This is a genomic window from Dietzia sp. KRD202, from assembly GCF_017168155.1.
GTDB lineage: Bacteria > Actinomycetota > Actinomycetes > Mycobacteriales > Mycobacteriaceae > Dietzia > Dietzia kunjamensis.
In genome coordinates, this window is the sequence record NZ_JABFAN010000007.1 from 47312 (window position 1) to 63056 (window position 15745).

Consider the following 15745-nt stretch of genomic DNA (forward strand, 5'->3'; position numbering starts at 1 on the left):
GTCAGAAGAGCGGCCAGGGTAAGGGGTACCCGGGGCCGGGAACGGGGAACACCCGCGTCGCCAGGAGGGCGTCGACGCGATCGGTGAGAGCCTCGACCTCGGCGGAGGAGAGCAGGTCGGACAGGGCCGCGCCGAGGGTGCCGCCCTCTGCCAGGTCGCGCCGGAGACGCTCCAACCCCGCCACGTCGTCGGCGGTGAGGGGTTGACCCGCCCACCCCCACAGGACGGTGCGCACCTTGGGCTCGGTGTGGAAGGACAGGCCGTGGTCGATCGCCCAGACGACCCCCGCGGCGTCGACGAGGACGTGTCCGCCCTTGCGGTCGGCGTTGTTGACCACGTGGTCGAACACCGCGATCCGGCGCAGCCGGTCGTCGGTGCCGTGGGCGACCACCACGTCCTCTCCCCGCGCGCCCTCCCCCCGAAGCACGACTGCCCGACCGCCCGGGACGGCGTCGGCGGGGTGGACGTCGATCGGGTCGTGCCCGGAGCGTTGCTCGCGATCGACCTCCTCGATCCAGCGCTGGGCCATCCCCGGCCCTCCCGGGCCGTGCGCGGACACGGTCTGTGGCACGAGGTCCCAGCCCAACGCCTCGGAGACCGCGTGTGCGGCGATCTCCCGCGCGGCGAGGCTGCCGTCGGGGAAGTCCATCAGCGGCCGCTCGCCCGCCGACGGTTTGTAGACCCAGCTGTCCCCGTGGGCGTCCACACAGTGGTAGACCGCGTTGCTGCCGGACGGGATCCGGTACAGCACGGTGAGTTCGGGGCTGACCGGGCGGTCGGTCACGGGTCGATGAGGTCGGTGAGCGTCTCACCGGACCGCGGGAGATAACCGTTGAGGCGGACGCACAGGTGACCGGTGGTGTCGATCGGTTCGCCGCACAGCGGGCACGGGGCACGCCCGGCGGAGACGACCTTCTCGCTGCGGAGCACGAACTGCCGGGCGCGCTGTGGGGTGAGGAAGACACGCAGCGCGTCCGGCGCGTCCTCGGCGTCCGACAGCACCACCGACTCGTCTGTGGCGGACGGGTCCATCGCCAACAACTCCACCACGATCTTGGAGTGCTCCCCGTCCCAGCCGAGCCCCATGGTGCCCACCTGGAACTCGGCGTCGACCGGCATCTCGAGCGGGTCGAGATCATCCACGACGCCGCCGGCGGGCGGGATCGGGACGTCGGACTTGTCGGCGATCTCGTCGAGCAGGTCGCCCATCCTCTCGGACAGGATCTGGGCCTGCTGCTTCTCGCACCGCACTGATATGGTCCGGCCCGCCTCGGTGGCCTGGACGAAGAAGACGCGCTCGCCCGGCTGACCGACCGTGCCCACCACGAACCGGGTCGGGTCGCGGAACTCGTGCACTGCCCTGCTCATGCGGGTGGTCTCCTCGTGGGGTGGATGGTGGTGCGGATCATCAGGCTACGTTCCCGCCGGGGACGGCGTCCGAGCTGCCGTGCCCCGCCGTGGCGTCGCCGACCCGGCCGGCCGGGTCCCCGCGGAGACCCGCCAGGTCGCCGCCGGTGTCGTTGACCCGGAGCACGAACGGGCGGTGTGGCGTGTACCGCACCACGGACACCGATGCGGGTTCCACCACGATCCGCTGGAACTGGTCCAGGTGCATCCCGTAGGCGTCCGCGATCACCGCCTTGATGACGTCGCCGTGGCTACACGCCACCCACAGCACGTCGCGATCCGCCTCGTCCGCCAGGCGCTGATCGTGGCGACGGATGGCGGTCACCGCCCGACCGGCCATCCCGGCCAGGGACTCTCCGTCCGGGAAGACCGCCGACGAGGGGTGCTGCTGGACCACCGACCACAGGTGCTCGGAGGCGAGGTCCTTGAGCGGCCGGCCCGTCCACGAGCCGTAGTCGACCTCGACCAGCCCCTCGTCGACCAGCGGCTCCACGCCCAGCGACCGCGCTAGGGGTTCGACCGTCTGACGGCACCGCATGAGGGGCGACCGGACGACCGCCTCGACGGGCAGTTCCCCGAGCCGACGGCCGAGTTCCGCGGCCTGGGCGTGGCCGGTGTCGTCGAGGCCGACCCCCGGTGTACGGCCTGCCAACGTGAGGGCGGTGTTGGCGGTGGATCGGCCGTGCCGGAGCAGGATGACGGTCATACGGGAAGATTACCGACGGCCCGCCGGGTCGGTCACCGGCCGGGCGGCGGCCCCGGTCAGGTCGCGGGGATCGTGCCGGTGCCGAGCAGGATCATCACCAGGGCGCCGAGGAGGATGCGGTACCCGGCGAACCAGGCGAGCGAGTGGTTCTGCACGAACCTCAGAAGCCAGGCGATGGCCGCGTACCCGATGACGAACGCGATCGCCGACCCCACGAGGAGCTGGAATCCGCTCGCCGACTGCCCCACCGACGGTTCGAACGCGTCGGGGAGGCTGAACAGGCCCGAGGCGAGGACTGCGGGGATGGCCAGCAGGAACGAGAACCGCGCCGCGGCCTCGCGCGACATGTTGAGGAACAGGCCGGCGGAGATCGTGCCCCCGGAGCGGCTCACGCCCGGGATGAGCGCCAGACACTGGGCCAGCCCCATGACGATCGCGTCCTTCATCGTCAGACCCTCGAGCGATTTGGCGTCGACGGGGCGGTCCTGCCGGCCGAACCTCTCGGCGAGCAGGAACACGAAGGAGAAGACGATGAGCACGATGGCGGTGATCCAGAGATTCCGCGCGGCGTCACGGATGAAGTCCTTGCCGACGAAACCGATGAGCGCGATCGGAACCGAGCCGACGATGACGAACCACCCCAGGCGGTAATCCGGGTCGGCGCGGTGCTCGGAGTCGAACACGCCCCGGAACCAGGCGACGAGGATGCGCACGATGTCCTTGAAGAAGAACACCAGCACCGCGGCCTCGGTGCCCAGCTGGACCACGGCGGTGAAGGACGCGCCTGCGTCCTCGCCGAAGAACCAGGTGGAGAAGATCCGTAGGTGGCCGGACGACGACACCGGCAGGAACTCGGTGAGGCCCTGGAGCACCGAGAGCACGACGACCTGGAGCCAGGACATCCCTTCCGCGGTGGGCGCGGCGAGGACCGATGTGTTCACGTGCGCTGTTTCCTCTCGGGTTCCGGCGGATCGGACGCGGATCGCGTCACCGCACCCAGCGAGAGTAGTCGCCCGGACCTGGACGGTGCCCGAGCACCCGCGTGGTGGACAATGGCGGGCAGTCGAAAGGAACACCGTGCACCGACGTGTCCTCCACCGTTCCGGCATGCCCGCCGCCCTCCTCGCCCTGGCGATCGCACTGACCGCCTGCTCCTCGCCCACCGCGGAGCTCGAGGAGCAGAACAGAATCGCCCAGGGCAACGCCTCCCCCGCGGAGTCGCCGCAGGTCTCCGACCCCGCCGGGGGTGACGTGATCCCGGTTCCCGGCTCGGTCCGCTCCCTCGTCGCGGTGGGTGACCGGGTCATCGCCCGGGTCGACGACCCGCCGTCGCTGGAGATCGGTCGAATCGACGGCACCCGCTGGGTGGAGGAGGACTCCGTGCCGCTGCCCCCGGGTGCCGGCGATGCCTCGGCCGCGCACGACGGCACGGTGCTGGTCCCCCACTCCGACGGCGTCGTCCTGGTGTCGGCCACCGGGCAGGTCCGTGAGATCACCGGGCTGGGCCCGGTCACCGCGGCCGCGCTGACCACGGACGGTCGACTACTGACCGGCACCCCGGAGGGCGAGATCGTCGTGCGCGACGCCGACGGTGCCGAGCAGCGTCGCATCGGCGGGCTGACCGCCGTGGACCGGATCAGCGTCGCCCGGGACGGCTCGGTGACGGCCCTGAGCCGCCCCGACACCGTCATCGCCAGCATCGACCTCGACTCGGACAACGCCGGGCCGCTCCTGCGTGCCGGCAAGGGGGCGGGTCAGCTCGACGAGTTCGGCGAGCGTTCCGTGGTGGCCAGCGACACGGTCGGCGGGACCCTGCTGGTGTACTCGACCTCGCCCGTCCGGCTGCATCAGCAGTTCCCCGTCGCCGCGGCCCCGTGGGCGGTGGCGGAGGACACGTCCAGAGGACTCGTCTGGGTCACCTCCACGGGGACGAACACCGTCCAGGCGTACGATCTCGGCGACGGCGTCGGTATCCAGCGCGCGGACATCCCGACGGTGCGCCAGCCCGACTCGCTGGCGGTCACCGACTCGGGGACGGTGGTGGTCGGTTCCGCGGATGGGGCGGGCCTGCACCTCATCCGACCGACCCTCACCGAGCCGGCGAGCTGATCGCCCAGAAGACCCACGTCCCGCCCGGGGACGTTCACCGAGGAGGACCGTGTACGCACTGCTCAAGAAGGTGCTGTTCCGCTTTCCCGCGGAGCGGATCCACCACCTGGTGTTCGGCCTGCTCAAGCTCCTGACCCTGGTGCCCCCGCTCGGTGCCGTGGCTCGCCGGATCCTGGGTGTGCGGGACCCCGTGCTCGCCCAGGAGGTGCTCGGTCGTACCTTCCCCGGCCCGCTCGGGTTGGCGGCCGGGTTCGACAAGAACGCCGCCGCCGTGGACTCGTGGGGCGCGATCGGCTTCGGGTTCAGCGAGGTGGGCACCGTGACCGCCTCTCCCCAACCGGGCAATCCCACCCCACGCCTGTTCCGGCTCGTCGAGGACCGGGCGATCCTCAACCGGATGGGGTTCAACAACCACGGGGCCGGTAACGCGGCCAACAACCTCCGTCGGCGCCGCAGCAGTGACCCGGTGGGTATCAACATCGGCAAGACCAAGGTGGTCCCTGCGGAGGACGCGGTCCGCGACTACGTTGCCTCGGCGACGATGCTCACGGGTCTCGCCGACTACCTCGTCGTCAACGTCAGCTCCCCCAACACCCCGGGACTACGGGATCTGCAGGCCGTCGAATCGCTCCGGCCCATCCTCGCGGCGGTGCGGGACGTGGCCACGATCCCCGTCCTGGTGAAGATCGCGCCCGACCTGGACGACGCGGACATCGACGCGGTGACGGACCTCGTGCTGGAACTGGGGCTGGCGGGCATCGTCGCCACCAACACCACCATTTCGCGTGACGGACTGCGGACCCCCGCCGCGGCGGTCGAGGCACTGGGCGCCGGGGGCATCTCCGGCGCGCCGGTCGCCGCCCGGTCGCGGGAGGTCCTCTCGCGGATCCACGGACGCGCAGGCGGCCGCATCGTCATCATCTCCGTCGGTGGCATCGAGACGCCCGAGGACGTCTGGGACCGCATCACCCACGGCGCGAACCTCGTCCAGACCTACACCGGGTTCATCTTCACCGGACCCACGCTCCTGCGCGGCACCAACCGGTTGGTGGCCAAGCGCCTCCGCCAGGGCGGGTTCGGGTCCCTGGCGGAGGCCGTCGGCTCGGCGGTGCGCTGAGCGCTACTGAGCGCTACTGCTCGAAGATCCCCGTCACCGTGCCGCGGGCCAGGCCCTGGCCGAACAGGTTGAACCCGACGAACGCGCACGAGGCGTCGTCACCGAGCTCGATCTCGTCGCCCACCGCGTGGACGGCGAGGATGTAGCGGTGCGGCCCGTGGCCCGCCGGCGGGGCCGCGCCCACGAAGCCCTTGAAGCCGGCGTCGTTGCGGACCACGACCGCGCCCTCGGGGAGGCCCGAGGTGTCGTCGCCCGTGCACGCGCCCTCGGGCAGTGAGGTCACCTCTGCCGGGATGTTGGCCACCGACCAGTGCCAGAAGCCCGACGCGGTGGGGGCGTCCGGGTCGAAGACGGTGACCACGTAGGTCCTCGTACCCTCCGGACCCGCGCTCCAGCTCACCTGTGGCGACCTGTCCTCGCCGCCCTCGACACCCATCTTCCCGCCGAGCTGCGCGGCCGACAGGGTGGCACCCTCGGTGAACGACTCGCTCGTCACCTCGAGGGCCGGTAGATCCGGGAGTGCGGCGTAGGGGTCGGGCACACGGAAGTCGGTCATCGTCATCCTCCTGCGATCGTGGCGGTGTGGAGTGGTCCTCCATCCGGTCACGTCCCTGTCTACCAGCCCTGTCTACCAGCGATGACCCGGCGGTGGGAGCCGCGGCGGGACCCCGATTTGGTCCACGGTTCGGGCATCGGCTAATGTCATTCCTCGCACGACCAAGCCGGACACGAGCCGGTGGAGGTCACCAGTGTGCGAGCGCGAGTGGCGGAATGGCAGACGCGCTAGCTTGAGGTGCTAGTGTCCTATTAACGGACGTGGGGGTTCAAGTCCCCCCTCGCGCACACTGTGTCGAGACAGTAGAAGTGGCCCCGGATCCGTGAGGATCCGGGGCCCACTTGTTTCTGGGTGAGTTTTGCTGGGGAGGTCGCCCGATGGCCCGCACACCCCGCACACCGCCCCCCGCTCAGCAGCAGCTCATCGACCGCCTGCGCGAACTCCTCGTCGATGAGCCGGTGACCCGCGAGGTGTCGATGTTCGGCGGCCACTGCGTCATGGTGTCCGAGAGGATCGCGGTCAGCGCCGGACGGGACGGGTCACTGCTCGTGAGGGTCTCCCCCGACCGGCACGATGAGCTCATGGCCCTGCCCGGCGCGATCCGGGCCGAGATGGGCGCCGGGCGGGACATGGGGCCCGGGTGGATCACCGTGGAGCCGTCGTCGATCGCGACGGACGATCAGCTGGCCGGGTGGCTCGCGCCGGCCCCGGAGTACAACCGTTCGGTCACCGGCGGGACGCCGTGAGGGCGAGCGCCGGCCGACCGGGCGATGCGGCGGGACGGGCCCTGGCAGCTGCCGCCCGCGCCGCAGACCGGGGCCTGGACGCCCTGGGGCTGGCTCCGCCGCCCCTGGACCTGCCGTCGGAGGTCCGCGCCGATCTCGACGGGTTCTTCGCGGGCACGATCGACCCCACGCCGGTCGTGATCCGCCGCGGCCACGTTCCGGGAGTCCCACACCGGCGTGCGTTTGCGCTGCCGGGCCTGATCTATCTCGGCGCCGACCCCGGGATCGTGGTCATGACCGACCCCGGCCCCACGCGGCTACGGGCCACCCCGACCCTGGTGCACGAACTGACCCACATCTGGCAGGGCCGGTACCTCGGCCCGCGCTACGTGGTGCGGGCGTTGAGCGAGCAGATCCGCCTGGGCCGGCGCGCCTACGACTGGCGGGCGGCATTCGCCCGCGGCGCCCACGACGCCCCCGCCGGCCAGGGCCCGGGCGTGCTGCCCGTGGAGGCCCACGCCCAGCTGGTGTCCGAGGCGTACGCCGCGGGCCACGGCTTCGCCCCCACCGCCGTCCTCTCCGGGCGGGACCATCACCTGCGGGCGGTGGAGCACGTGCTCACCGGGTTGCGTGCCGGCGACGTGTCCACCCTGCGGGGGCGGACGGTTTAGGGGCTGACCACCTCGTCGTCGTACCGTATCGGGGTGACCGGCATCGACCCAGACAGTTTCGATCCAGGCGGTATCGACCCGAGCGGTATCGACCCGAGCGGTATCGACCCGGGCGACCTCGAGATCTGCCTGCGCGTCCTCGACCAGGCCGCCGCGCTCGGCGAGGACCACCCCGACTCCATCCGGGTGCAGCGGTCGGTCGGCCACATGTTCAAGCTCCTCAAGAAGACGCGCCGCGCCGAGGTGCGTCGCGCTCGCCAGGAGGCGGACAAGGCCGTCATCGAGGCCACCGCGACCGGCTCACCCACCCGGATCGACGACGAGACCGCCGGAATCCGCCTGGTCTCCACCACCCCGGGCGCCGTCGCCGGCCACCTCCAGCGCGCGATGGCGTGCTACGTCTGCAAGCAGCGCTTCACCCAGGTCGACGCCTTCTACCACCAGTTGTGCCCGAGGTGTGCGGCGCTCAACCGGGCCCGGCGGGATCCCGAGATGGACCTGACCGGCCGGCGGGCCCTGCTCACCGGTGGCCGCGCGAAGATCGGCATGTACATCGCCCTGATGCTGCTGCGGGCCGGCGCCGACGTCACCATCACCACCCGCTTCCCCCGCGATGCCGCCCGCCGGTTCGCCTCGATGGACGACCACTCCGAGTGGGCCGACCGCGTGCACGTGATCGGCGTGGACCTGCGCGACCCCGCCCAGGTGGTGGCGCTGGCTGACGAGGTCGCCGCCGGCGGCCCGCTGGACATCCTCATCAACAACGCCGCCCAGACCGTGCGCCGCTCCCCCGGTTCGTACTCCGGGCTCGTCGAGGGCGAGTCGGCCGCCCTCACCGGCCGCGCCGCCGACATCCCCGTGGTCACCATGGGTCGCACCTCCGAACTTCACCCGGCCGCGCTCATGGGCGGCGAGTCCGCGCTGATCGGGTCCGAGGAGGCCGAGCGCGAGGCCGACCACATCGCGACCCTGGCGCTGCAGGCCGGCTCGTCATCGCTGGAGCGGATGGCCGCCGGGACCGCCATCGACGCCGGTGGGCTGCTGCCGGACGTGGTGGACCACAACAGCTGGGTGGCCACGGTCGAGCAGGTCGAGCCGATGGAGATGCTCGAGGTGCAGCTCGCCAACTCGGTCGCGCCGTTCATCCTCGTCTCCCGCCTGCGCCCCGCCATGGCGGCCTCGAAGGCGCGGCGCAAGTACGTCGTCAACGTCTCCGCCATGGAGGGGCAGTTCTCGCGCCGCTACAAGGGCGCCGGCCACCCGCACACCAACATGGCCAAGGCGGGCCTCAATATGCTCACCCGCACCTCGGCCGAGGAGATGTTCACCGAACACGGCATCCTCATGACCGCCGTGGACACCGGCTGGATCACCGACGAGCGCCCGCACACCACCAAGGTCCGGCTGCACGAGGAGGGCTTCCACGCGCCCCTCGACCTCGTCGACGGCGCCGCCCGCGTGGTGGACCCGATCGTCCGCGGCGAGGCCGGTGAGGACCTCTACGGCTGCTTCCTCAAGGACTTCGAGCCCAGCCCGTGGTGAACGTCGACGCCGCCCGCCGGATCCTGGCTGACGAGCTGCTGACCACGATCCGCGCCGCAGTGGCCGATCTCGGCGGCGACGGGCCCGACACGCTGGTGCACTCGCGGCCCACGACCGCGGGGTCGGACTGGCCCACCAACACCGCCGCCGCGCTCGTCCACCACCTGTCCGGGGTGCTCGCCTCCTGGGGTGCGGCCTGCCTGGGCGGTGAGGACATCGTCCGGGATCGTGACGCCGAGTTCGCCTTCACCGGACCGGTGGGGCCGGAGCTCGACCGGCTGGGCGCCCTGATCGACCGACTTCCCGGGTGGGTGGCTGCGGCGACCGAACGGGGCGAGCTGGCCACTCCCGCCGGGACCACGGTCGACGTCGACGCCGCGCGCCGGGCGGGGACCTTCACCCCGGACTGGGTCGTGGGCCACATCCTGCACGAGGTCGCCGCCCACACCGGCCAGTTGCAGGTGACGCGCGACGTCCTGCTGTCCCGGGGCCGCTCGCGGTGAGTCCGACCCCGGTGCTGCTCGACTGCGACCCGGGCATCGACGACGCCCTGGCGATCGCCTACCTGGTGGCCGAGCACCGCGCCGGGCGGATCGACCTGACCGGCGTGGTGTGCACGGCCGGCAACGTCGGGTTGGAGGACACGGTCGTCAACGCGTGTGCGTGGCTGGACCTGGCGGGCTCCCCGGAGCTCCCGGTGGCCGCCGGGGCGCCCGGCCCGATCGCCGTGCCCCACGTGTTGACCCCCGAGACGCACGGCCCCCGTGGGGCCGGGTACGCGGAACTGACGACGACGACGACGACGAGGGCGGTCGATCCCCGCGATGGCGCACGCCTCTGGGTGGACGCGGCGCGCGCACATCCGGGTGAGCTCCTGGGGATCGTCACCGGACCCTCGTCCACGCTGGCCCATGCCCTGGCGTTGGACCCCGCACTCCCCCGGTTGCTGGGCGGGCTGGTGGTGATGGGCGGGACGTTCCGTGGGCATCCGGGCAACACCACTCCGGTCAGCGAATGGAATGTCGACGTGGACCCCGAGGCCGCCGACCGCGTATGCCGGGCGTGGGAGGACGCGCGCACCGCCGATCCCGCGGTGCCGACCCCGCTGTGGTGCGGGTTGAACCTCACCGAACGCGCGGTATGGACCCCCGAGCGGTCGGAGTGGCTGCTCGAGGCCTCGGCTTCCCCGCTGGCGCGGCACCTGACCGAGGCACTGCGGTTCTACTTCGAGTTCCACGACTCCGTCGGGGAGGGATACCTGGCGCAGGTCCACGACCCGTTCGTCGCGTGGTTGGCCCTGCACCCGGAGGCGGTGGTGTCCGGACCGGCGAACGTGCGGGTCGAGTGCGCGGGCGAGCACACCCGTGGCATGACGGTGGCGGACGTCCGCGGGCACCGGCGTCGGGTGGACAACGCCCGCATCGCGACGGACGTGCGTGTCCCGGGCGGGCCGGACGCGGTCCTGGACGAGATCTGCGCGGCGATCGTCTCGCTGGCGGGCCGGCCCGGCTAGTTGTCCGGCCGCGTGAAGTTCCGGGTCGGCGGTGCCGGGTCGGGGACGCACTCGGCGGTGGCGTGCCCGCGCAGCGAGGTCGCGCACGCCACGCCGGCCGCGGCGCCGGTGCCCACGGCGATCGGCACGAGCTGCAGGCCGGTCACGATGTCGCCGGCGGCGTACACCCCGTCGACGCTGGTCAGCTGCATCGCGTTGACGGTGAGACCGCCCTCGTCGTCCAGCTCGCAGCCCAGGGACGTCGCGAGCTCGTTCGTCGGGTGGTGGGCGTAGGAGAAGAACACCTTCGATCCCGCGATTACCCTCCCGTCCGCGAGCCGCACCCCCTCCAGCTGGCCGGGGGCGCCGACGAGCTCCCGGGCGACGCCGTCGATCACCTCGATGTCGTGTTCGGCGCAGGCGGCGCGCTGGTCGTCGTCGAAAGCCGGGTCGGTGTCGCTCTCGGTGATGATGACCACCTCCGTCGCCCAGTCCAGCAACTCGGATGCGTAGGCGGGTACATGCGCGCCCACGCCGAGCACGATGATCCGCCCGCCGGCGGCGGTGAGGCCGTCGCAGGCGGGACAGTGGTGCACGTCGACCCCGTAGTGGTCGTCGATCCCCGCGAGGTCGGGTAGCCGGTCGCGCACGCCGGTGGCGAGGACGATCCGCTTGGCGGTGACCGTCAGGGGGTCGTGGTCTCCACCAACGGTTGTGGCGCCGGGTGCGATTCGGGCGACGAACCGCTCGTCGGATTCCTTGACCAGGTCGGTCACGACTCCACCGAGTCGTCGGACGGTCGGGTACTCGCGAAGACCCTCGTCGACGTCGGCGTAGAACTCGGCGGGTGTGGTGGGGCCGGTGCCGAGCATGCCGTGGATCCGCTGCGCCGCGAGATTGCGTTGGCACCCGGCGTCGACGAGCAGGGTGGAGCGCTGATACCGGCCGACCCAGGTGGCGGCCGACAGGCCCGCCGGGCCCCCGCCGATCACGAGGACGTCCACGGACTCCGGCGGGTGGTCGCCCACGGCGTCGGACCCGGGGTCGGTGGCGGCGTCGGTCATGGCTCTCCGATCGGGAAACGGGTGATGTCACCCTACGGAAATCCGGTGCTGACCGACCACCGGCCCGCCCCCGGAGTGATCGGACCCGGAGGCGCGGGCGGTCGATGGACGGAACTAGAACCGGTGTTAGGCTCCTCCGGATGTTCCGGGCGGCCTCTGGGCCCTCCCGGACACCGCCGTCATCCCACCTCACCGCCCCGGGAGAGTCCATGAGGTCTGTCGCCACCGCCCTGATCGTCGTCGCGGGCGGGGCGGTCGTCGCCGGGGTCTCCGCACGTCGCGCAGCGGTGGCCTCCGGCGAGGCCGAGCCTGCGGTGGCCGCCGTGCGACACGCTGTGGCCACCGCGCGGGAGACCGTGCGTCGGCGGATCCGGCAACGCGCCGAGGTGGCCGTACCGGCGGCAGGCCCCGGTGCGACGTCCTCCGAGGGTGCGGGCCACGCGACGGCCACCCGTTCGGGATACCCGGCGGGCACGGACGCGACCTCGGCCGGCTCGGCGCCACGCCGACTCGCCGGGGCCCGGGGATTCGTCCCCGCCCTCGAAGGGATCCGTGGCCTCGCGGCCGTCGGGGTGCTGACCACCCACGTCGCCTTCGTCACCCGCGCGTCCACCGGGTCACCCGTCAAACGGCTGTTCGGGCGACTCGACCTGGCGGTCGCCGTCTTCTTCGCCAAATCCGGGTTCCTGCTGTGGCGCGCCCACGCCGCCCACGCGCGCAGGGACGAGCCGGGAACCGCGCGGCCGACCCGCGAGTACCTGCGCTCGCGTCTCGTGCGCATCCTGCCGTCGTACGCGGTGCTGGTCGCCGCCGCGATGCTGCTGCTCGAGCAGAACCACGTCAACGGCCCGGATTCCTGGATCGCCAACCTGACCCTCACGCAGATCTACACGTCGAACTTCCTCGTCGCCGGGCTGACGCACGCGTGGTCGCTGGCCGTGGAGATGGCGTACTACCTCGCCTTCCCGCTGCTGTGGACCGCGATGAAGGACCTGCGTGGCGACTCCGCCCGGTGGCGTATCCCGGCGATCGCCGTGTTCGGTGCCTCGGGTCTCGTGTTCCCGATGCTCCCGTGGCACGCCCTCGGCATCCTGCCGGCCGACGTCAACGTCCAGATCCTCCCGCCGTCGTTCGCCGCCTGGTTCGCCGCGGGGATGCTGCTGGCCGAGGTCGTCACCGCGCCCCCCGGCACGCTCGCCCGGATGTGTCGCGATCGACTCGCGAGGTGGGGGTGGTGGATCGCCGGCGGCGCTGCCCTGGTCGCCACCACCGTTCCCGGATGGTTCTCCGAGGGATTCGTCCACCCTGGCCCCGTCGAGTTCGCGGCCCGGACCGGTCTGGCGGGCACGATGGCGTTCCTCGTCCTGGCCCCGGTGGTCCTCGCCCCGGAGGGCACGCGGTTCCCGGTCCTGGAGTCCGCGCCGTTGCAGAAGGTCGGCACCTGGTCGTACGGAATCTTCCTGTGGCATCAGCTCGTCCTGCACGCCGCGTTCCCCCTCACCCGCACGCGGCTATGGGACCAGCGAATGGGGGTCATCTGGTCCGTCACCGTGGCCGGCTCGCTGGCCGCGGGCGCAGCGAGCCACCGGTTCATCGAGGAACCGGCACGAAAGCTGCTCTCCCCGCACGCCTGAATTCGGCGCCGTGTTCTCGTAGGGTGAGCGCACAAGCGCGGACACGCGCTCGCTCACGACGAAGGAGAACAGCTATGGGTTACATCGGCGGCGGAGTGGTTCTCGTGGTGCTCGGCGCGATACTCATGTACGCGGTCGAGATCAGCATTCCGGGTATCGACTCGAACACCCTCGCGGTGATCCTGATGGTGGCCGGTGTGGTGCTCTTCGTGATCGGTCTGCTGTTCGCGATGCGCTCGCGGAGCCGTCGGGTGCCGGACGAACGGTACTGAACCGGAGCATCGGCGGGCTCGGAGTCGGCAACTGTCGTCTCCCCCGTCGTCTCCTGTCCGACTCGGTTCGCGTGCGCGTCGTTCACAGACGAGCTGCCGCGTGTGGGTGAGCATGCCGGTGTGTGCATCCGACACTGAAGCCTGTGAGCCTCGTGTGCCCGCGAAAGTGTAGTCGCGCGGCCTCTGAGACAGCCGCGGGCGTCATCTCCTGCGCGGATGCCCCGGGAGCGGAATCCGCGAGCGCGGAGATTCCTTCCCCGTACCTGTCGATCTTCGGGTGCCCGTTCGTCATGAAGGTGTCGGCGCACTTCACCGCGGCCGGCATCCACCAGTCACAGTCAGGAGATCGACATGAAGTACGTGCTTTTACTCTTCGGCAACATCGACGACGTCCGGTGCGGGGAGGCCGGGCCGGAGGGGGCCGTCGAGGGGCCCGGACCGGAGGCGTTCATGGCGTTCGATGCCGAACTCGAGGCCGCGGGGGTCCTCGCCGGCGGTTTCGCCCTGCACGACCCGGAGACCGCGGTCAGTCTCGCGGCCCCCGCCGGTGGCGGCGACCCCGTCATCACCTCGGGTCCGTTCGCGGAGAGCCGCGAGTTCGTCGGGGGCACGATCATCATCGACGTGCCCGACATCGACGCGGCGCTCGCGTGGGCGAGGCGATGCCCGGGAGTGCATGGTGGCCGGGTCGAGGTCCGGGCCATCGCAGAGTACTGACGGACGCCGGGCACCGGTGACCGAGGGGCCAGGAGACGCCGTGGGCACCGAGCGCGGGGCGCCCGGTGACCGCCGACCCGGGGAGTGCGAGAGCGCGGCCCCGGGTCTGGCGGTTCGCGACGTGCTCGGCGCGCTGCGCCGGGAGGACCGCTCGCGACTGCTCGCGGCTCTCGTGGCGCGGTTCGGCGACCTCGACCTCGCGGAGGACGCGACGCAGGACGCCTTCGCGGCCGCGCTGGAGAAGTGGCCGGTCACCGGTGTGCCGGACAAGCCCCTGGCCTGGCTCATGACCACCGCGGCGCGGAAGGCGATCGACCGACTCCGGCGACAGCGGGCTCTGACGGAGCGGTTGGCCCGGCTGCACGTCGAGCAGGAACACCGGGTGGCCCGTGCGGTGGAGGTCTCGCCCGCGGATCCGGACGAGATCCCGGATGAGCGTCTCGAGCTGTTCTTCGCCTGCTGCCACCCCACCCTGAGGGTCGAGGAGCAGGTCGTGCTCACGCTCCGGTACCTGGCGGGGCTGACCACCGCCGAGATCGCCCAGGCGTTCCTGGTGCCGGTGCCCACGATGCAGCAGCGGCTGGTCAGGGCGAAGAAGCGGATGCGGGTCACCCGGATCCCGGTGCGGGTACCCGGGAGCGCGGAGCTTCCCGACCGGCTCTCGGCCGTTCTCACCGTGATCTACCTCGTCTTCTCCGAGGGGTATGCCGCGACCGAGGGGGCGAGTCACCTGAGGACGGATCTGACGCAGGAGGCGATCCGGCTGGCCCGGATCGTCCATCGTCTGATGCCCACCCAGCCGGAGGTCACCGGTCTGCTGGCGTTGATGGTGCTGATCGAGGCACGGGCGTCCGCACGGACCGGTCGCGACGGGATGCCCGTTCCCCTGCCGGACCAGGACCGCCGCACGTGGGACCGTCTTCTGCTCGAGGAAGGCCTGTCGCTCGCAGAGCAGGCTGCCGCGGGCGGCCCGGGCCCGTACTCCGTTCAGGCCGCCATCGCCGCCGTGCACGCCGAGGCCCCGGACTTCGCGTCGACGGACTGGCGGCAGATCGTGGCCCTCTACGATGTGCTCGTGATCCTCGCTCCCGGCCCGGTGGTCCGGATGGCGCGGGCGGTGGCCATCGGGCGACGAGACGGGCCGGAGGTGGGGATCGCCCACCTGGACGAGTTGTCCGCGGACCCGGCGCTCGCCGAGCACCACCCGTTCCACGAGGCGAGGGCGGTCACCCTGGAGTTGCTCGGGCGTCCGGAGGAGGCGCGCCGGGCGTGGGTCCGCGCCCATGCACTCGCCCGCAACGACGCCGAGCGTGACTACCTCCTGCAGCGCTGCTGGGACGCCTGAAGGACGCGGGGCGTGCCCGCACATCCCTCCTTCCCCGCACATCCCTCCTTCCCCCACCCGGCCCCGCAGGATAGCCCCGCCGTGTCCTCGCCGACGAGGGCATCGTCGGCGTGGGCATGGTCGGCGTGGCCCGGATCGTCCGAAACCTCCTCCGCGACGCCGACGCCCGCCGGCGGGTTCTCGCCATGCGCAGGACCTTCGTCGCGCACGATCAGCACATGAGCGCGGTCGGGTTCGTACTGCGCAAACGCTGACCGCGCCGCGGCACACGAAATCCGCTACTCCCCCTCCGGATCCGCTACCCGATTCCGAGTAGCAGATTGGCAGTGCGAGTAGCGGATTTGGGGCTCTTGTGACCTGTCCATGGGTCGTTCGGTGGATCTCGGGT

18 protein-coding genes and 1 tRNA gene are annotated in these 15745 nt (G+C 71.7%); 13 read left to right on the plus strand and 6 right to left on the minus strand.

The genetic code is table 11. The features are described 5' to 3' along the window. Position 1: 1 nt before the first annotated feature. From J1M64_RS05105 to J1M64_RS05120, 4 genes are read right to left on the minus strand one after another with little or no spacing between them, the layout of a single operon-like run. Positions 2 to 784, minus strand: coding sequence for an SCO1664 family protein (locus J1M64_RS05105; protein ID WP_067714424.1), 783 nt, complete (start codon positions 782 to 784; stop codon positions 2 to 4). Beyond that, positions 781 to 1368, minus strand: coding sequence for a DUF3090 domain-containing protein (locus J1M64_RS05110; RefSeq protein WP_067714421.1), 588 nt, complete (start codon positions 1366 to 1368; stop codon positions 781 to 783). The genes J1M64_RS05105 and J1M64_RS05110 overlap by 4 nt, the downstream gene beginning before the upstream one ends. Positions 1369 to 1408: 40 nt before the next feature. Further along, on the minus strand, positions 1409 to 2113 hold the full coding sequence (locus tag J1M64_RS05115) for a histidine phosphatase family protein (RefSeq protein ID WP_163375768.1): 705 nt from the start codon (positions 2111 to 2113) through the stop codon (positions 1409 to 1411). A gap of 56 nt (positions 2114 to 2169) precedes the next feature. Further along, on the minus strand, positions 2170 to 3015 hold the full coding sequence (locus tag J1M64_RS05120; protein WP_194307203.1) for an undecaprenyl-diphosphate phosphatase: 846 nt from the start codon (positions 3013 to 3015) through the stop codon (positions 2170 to 2172). A 205-nt stretch (positions 3016 to 3220) separates the two neighbouring features. On the opposite strand from J1M64_RS05120, the gene J1M64_RS05125 reads away from it, so the two are divergent. Together J1M64_RS05125 and J1M64_RS05130 are read left to right on the plus strand one after the other, a co-directional pair. Next, positions 3221 to 4222: a hypothetical protein gene (locus J1M64_RS05125; protein WP_067714412.1), complete on the plus strand. Its 1002-nt coding sequence runs from the start codon at positions 3221 to 3223 to the stop codon at positions 4220 to 4222. A gap of 49 nt (positions 4223 to 4271) precedes the next feature. After that, entirely contained in the window at positions 4272 to 5339 is a 1068-nt protein-coding gene (locus tag J1M64_RS05130) for a quinone-dependent dihydroorotate dehydrogenase (protein WP_096905474.1), read from the plus strand. Positions 5340 to 5352: 13 nt separating this feature from the next. On the opposite strand, the gene J1M64_RS05135 is transcribed toward J1M64_RS05130, so the two are convergent. After that, positions 5353 to 5895 (minus strand): YbhB/YbcL family Raf kinase inhibitor-like protein, encoded by a 543-nt coding sequence (locus J1M64_RS05135; protein ID WP_067714407.1) that lies wholly within the window; start codon positions 5893 to 5895, stop codon positions 5353 to 5355. A 201-nt stretch (positions 5896 to 6096) separates the two neighbouring features. On the opposite strand from J1M64_RS05135, the gene J1M64_RS05140 reads away from it, so the two are divergent. From J1M64_RS05140 to J1M64_RS05165, 6 genes are all read left to right on the plus strand, one after another. Beyond that, a tRNA-Leu gene (locus J1M64_RS05140) sits at positions 6097 to 6182 on the plus strand. 90 nt (positions 6183 to 6272) lie between these two features. Continuing rightward, positions 6273 to 6641, plus strand: a complete 369-nt coding sequence (locus J1M64_RS05145; RefSeq protein ID WP_119191686.1) for a TfoX/Sxy family protein — start codon at positions 6273 to 6275, stop codon at positions 6639 to 6641. Further along, positions 6638 to 7291: a hypothetical protein gene (locus J1M64_RS05150; protein ID WP_120283236.1), complete on the plus strand. Its 654-nt coding sequence runs from the start codon at positions 6638 to 6640 to the stop codon at positions 7289 to 7291. The genes J1M64_RS05145 and J1M64_RS05150 overlap by 4 nt, the downstream gene beginning before the upstream one ends. 42 nt (positions 7292 to 7333) lie before the next feature. Beyond that, positions 7334 to 8833, plus strand: a complete 1500-nt coding sequence (locus J1M64_RS05155; RefSeq protein ID WP_371517366.1) for an SDR family NAD(P)-dependent oxidoreductase — start codon at positions 7334 to 7336, stop codon at positions 8831 to 8833. Continuing rightward, positions 8827 to 9336: a DUF664 domain-containing protein gene (locus tag J1M64_RS05160; protein WP_206473268.1), complete on the plus strand. Its 510-nt coding sequence runs from the start codon at positions 8827 to 8829 to the stop codon at positions 9334 to 9336. The genes J1M64_RS05155 and J1M64_RS05160 overlap by 7 nt, the downstream gene beginning before the upstream one ends. Continuing rightward, positions 9333 to 10346, plus strand: a complete 1014-nt coding sequence (locus J1M64_RS05165) for a nucleoside hydrolase (protein ID WP_206473270.1) — start codon at positions 9333 to 9335, stop codon at positions 10344 to 10346. The genes J1M64_RS05160 and J1M64_RS05165 overlap by 4 nt, the downstream gene beginning before the upstream one ends. On the opposite strand, the gene J1M64_RS05170 is transcribed toward J1M64_RS05165, so the two are convergent. Continuing rightward, complete coding sequence (locus J1M64_RS05170; protein ID WP_206473271.1) at positions 10343 to 11389, minus strand: NAD(P)/FAD-dependent oxidoreductase; 1047 nt, start codon at positions 11387 to 11389, stop codon at positions 10343 to 10345. The two genes, J1M64_RS05165 and J1M64_RS05170, sit on opposite strands and share 4 nt — an antisense overlap. A 209-nt stretch (positions 11390 to 11598) precedes the next feature. Between J1M64_RS05170 and J1M64_RS05175 the strand changes: the two genes are divergently transcribed. From J1M64_RS05175 to J1M64_RS05195, 5 genes are all read left to right on the plus strand, one after another. Next, the gene (locus J1M64_RS05175; RefSeq protein ID WP_206473273.1) at positions 11599 to 13023 is read left to right on the plus strand and encodes an acyltransferase; all 1425 of its coding nucleotides are present in this window, start codon (positions 11599 to 11601) and stop codon (positions 13021 to 13023) included. A gap of 74 nt (positions 13024 to 13097) precedes the next feature. After that, entirely contained in the window at positions 13098 to 13295 is a 198-nt protein-coding gene (locus tag J1M64_RS05180) for a hypothetical protein (RefSeq protein ID WP_067714393.1), read from the plus strand. 351 nt (positions 13296 to 13646) lie between these two features. After that, a complete protein-coding gene (locus tag J1M64_RS05185) occupies positions 13647 to 14012 on the plus strand; it encodes a YciI family protein (RefSeq protein WP_069390476.1) in 366 nt (121 codons plus the stop codon). A 106-nt stretch (positions 14013 to 14118) separates the two neighbouring features. Then, on the plus strand, positions 14119 to 15357 hold the full coding sequence (locus J1M64_RS05190; RefSeq protein WP_241261170.1) for a sigma-70 family RNA polymerase sigma factor: 1239 nt from the start codon (positions 14119 to 14121) through the stop codon (positions 15355 to 15357). Positions 15358 to 15467: 110 nt separating this feature from the next. Continuing rightward, positions 15468 to 15611: a hypothetical protein gene (locus J1M64_RS05195; RefSeq protein ID WP_241261156.1), complete on the plus strand. Its 144-nt coding sequence runs from the start codon at positions 15468 to 15470 to the stop codon at positions 15609 to 15611. The last annotated feature ends 134 nt before the right edge of the window (positions 15612 to 15745 follow it).

Excerpts from the sequence above, each read along its gene's own strand:
- J1M64_RS05115 (WP_163375768.1), bottom strand. The coding sequence starts at position 2,113 with ATGACCGTCATCCTGCTCCGGCACGGCCGATCCACCGCCAACACCGCC.
- J1M64_RS05185 (WP_069390476.1), top strand. The coding sequence starts at position 13,647 with ATGAAGTACGTGCTTTTACTCTTCGGCAACATCGACGACGTCCGGTGC.
- J1M64_RS05145 (WP_119191686.1), top strand. The coding sequence starts at position 6,273 with ATGGCCCGCACACCCCGCACACCGCCCCCCGCTCAGCAGCAGCTCATC.
- J1M64_RS05180 (WP_067714393.1), top strand. The coding sequence starts at position 13,098 with ATGGGTTACATCGGCGGCGGAGTGGTTCTCGTGGTGCTCGGCGCGATA.
- J1M64_RS05110 (WP_067714421.1), bottom strand. The coding sequence starts at position 1,368 with ATGAGCAGGGCAGTGCACGAGTTCCGCGACCCGACCCGGTTCGTGGTG.
- J1M64_RS05135 (WP_067714407.1), bottom strand. The coding sequence starts at position 5,895 with ATGACCGACTTCCGTGTGCCCGACCCCTACGCCGCACTCCCGGATCTA.
- J1M64_RS05125 (WP_067714412.1), top strand. The coding sequence starts at position 3,221 with ATGCCCGCCGCCCTCCTCGCCCTGGCGATCGCACTGACCGCCTGCTCC.
- J1M64_RS05170 (WP_206473271.1), bottom strand. The coding sequence starts at position 11,389 with ATGACCGACGCCGCCACCGACCCCGGGTCCGACGCCGTGGGCGACCAC.
- J1M64_RS05175 (WP_206473273.1), top strand. The coding sequence starts at position 11,599 with ATGAGGTCTGTCGCCACCGCCCTGATCGTCGTCGCGGGCGGGGCGGTC.
- J1M64_RS05120 (WP_194307203.1), bottom strand. The coding sequence starts at position 3,015 with ATGTCCTGGCTCCAGGTCGTCGTGCTCTCGGTGCTCCAGGGCCTCACC.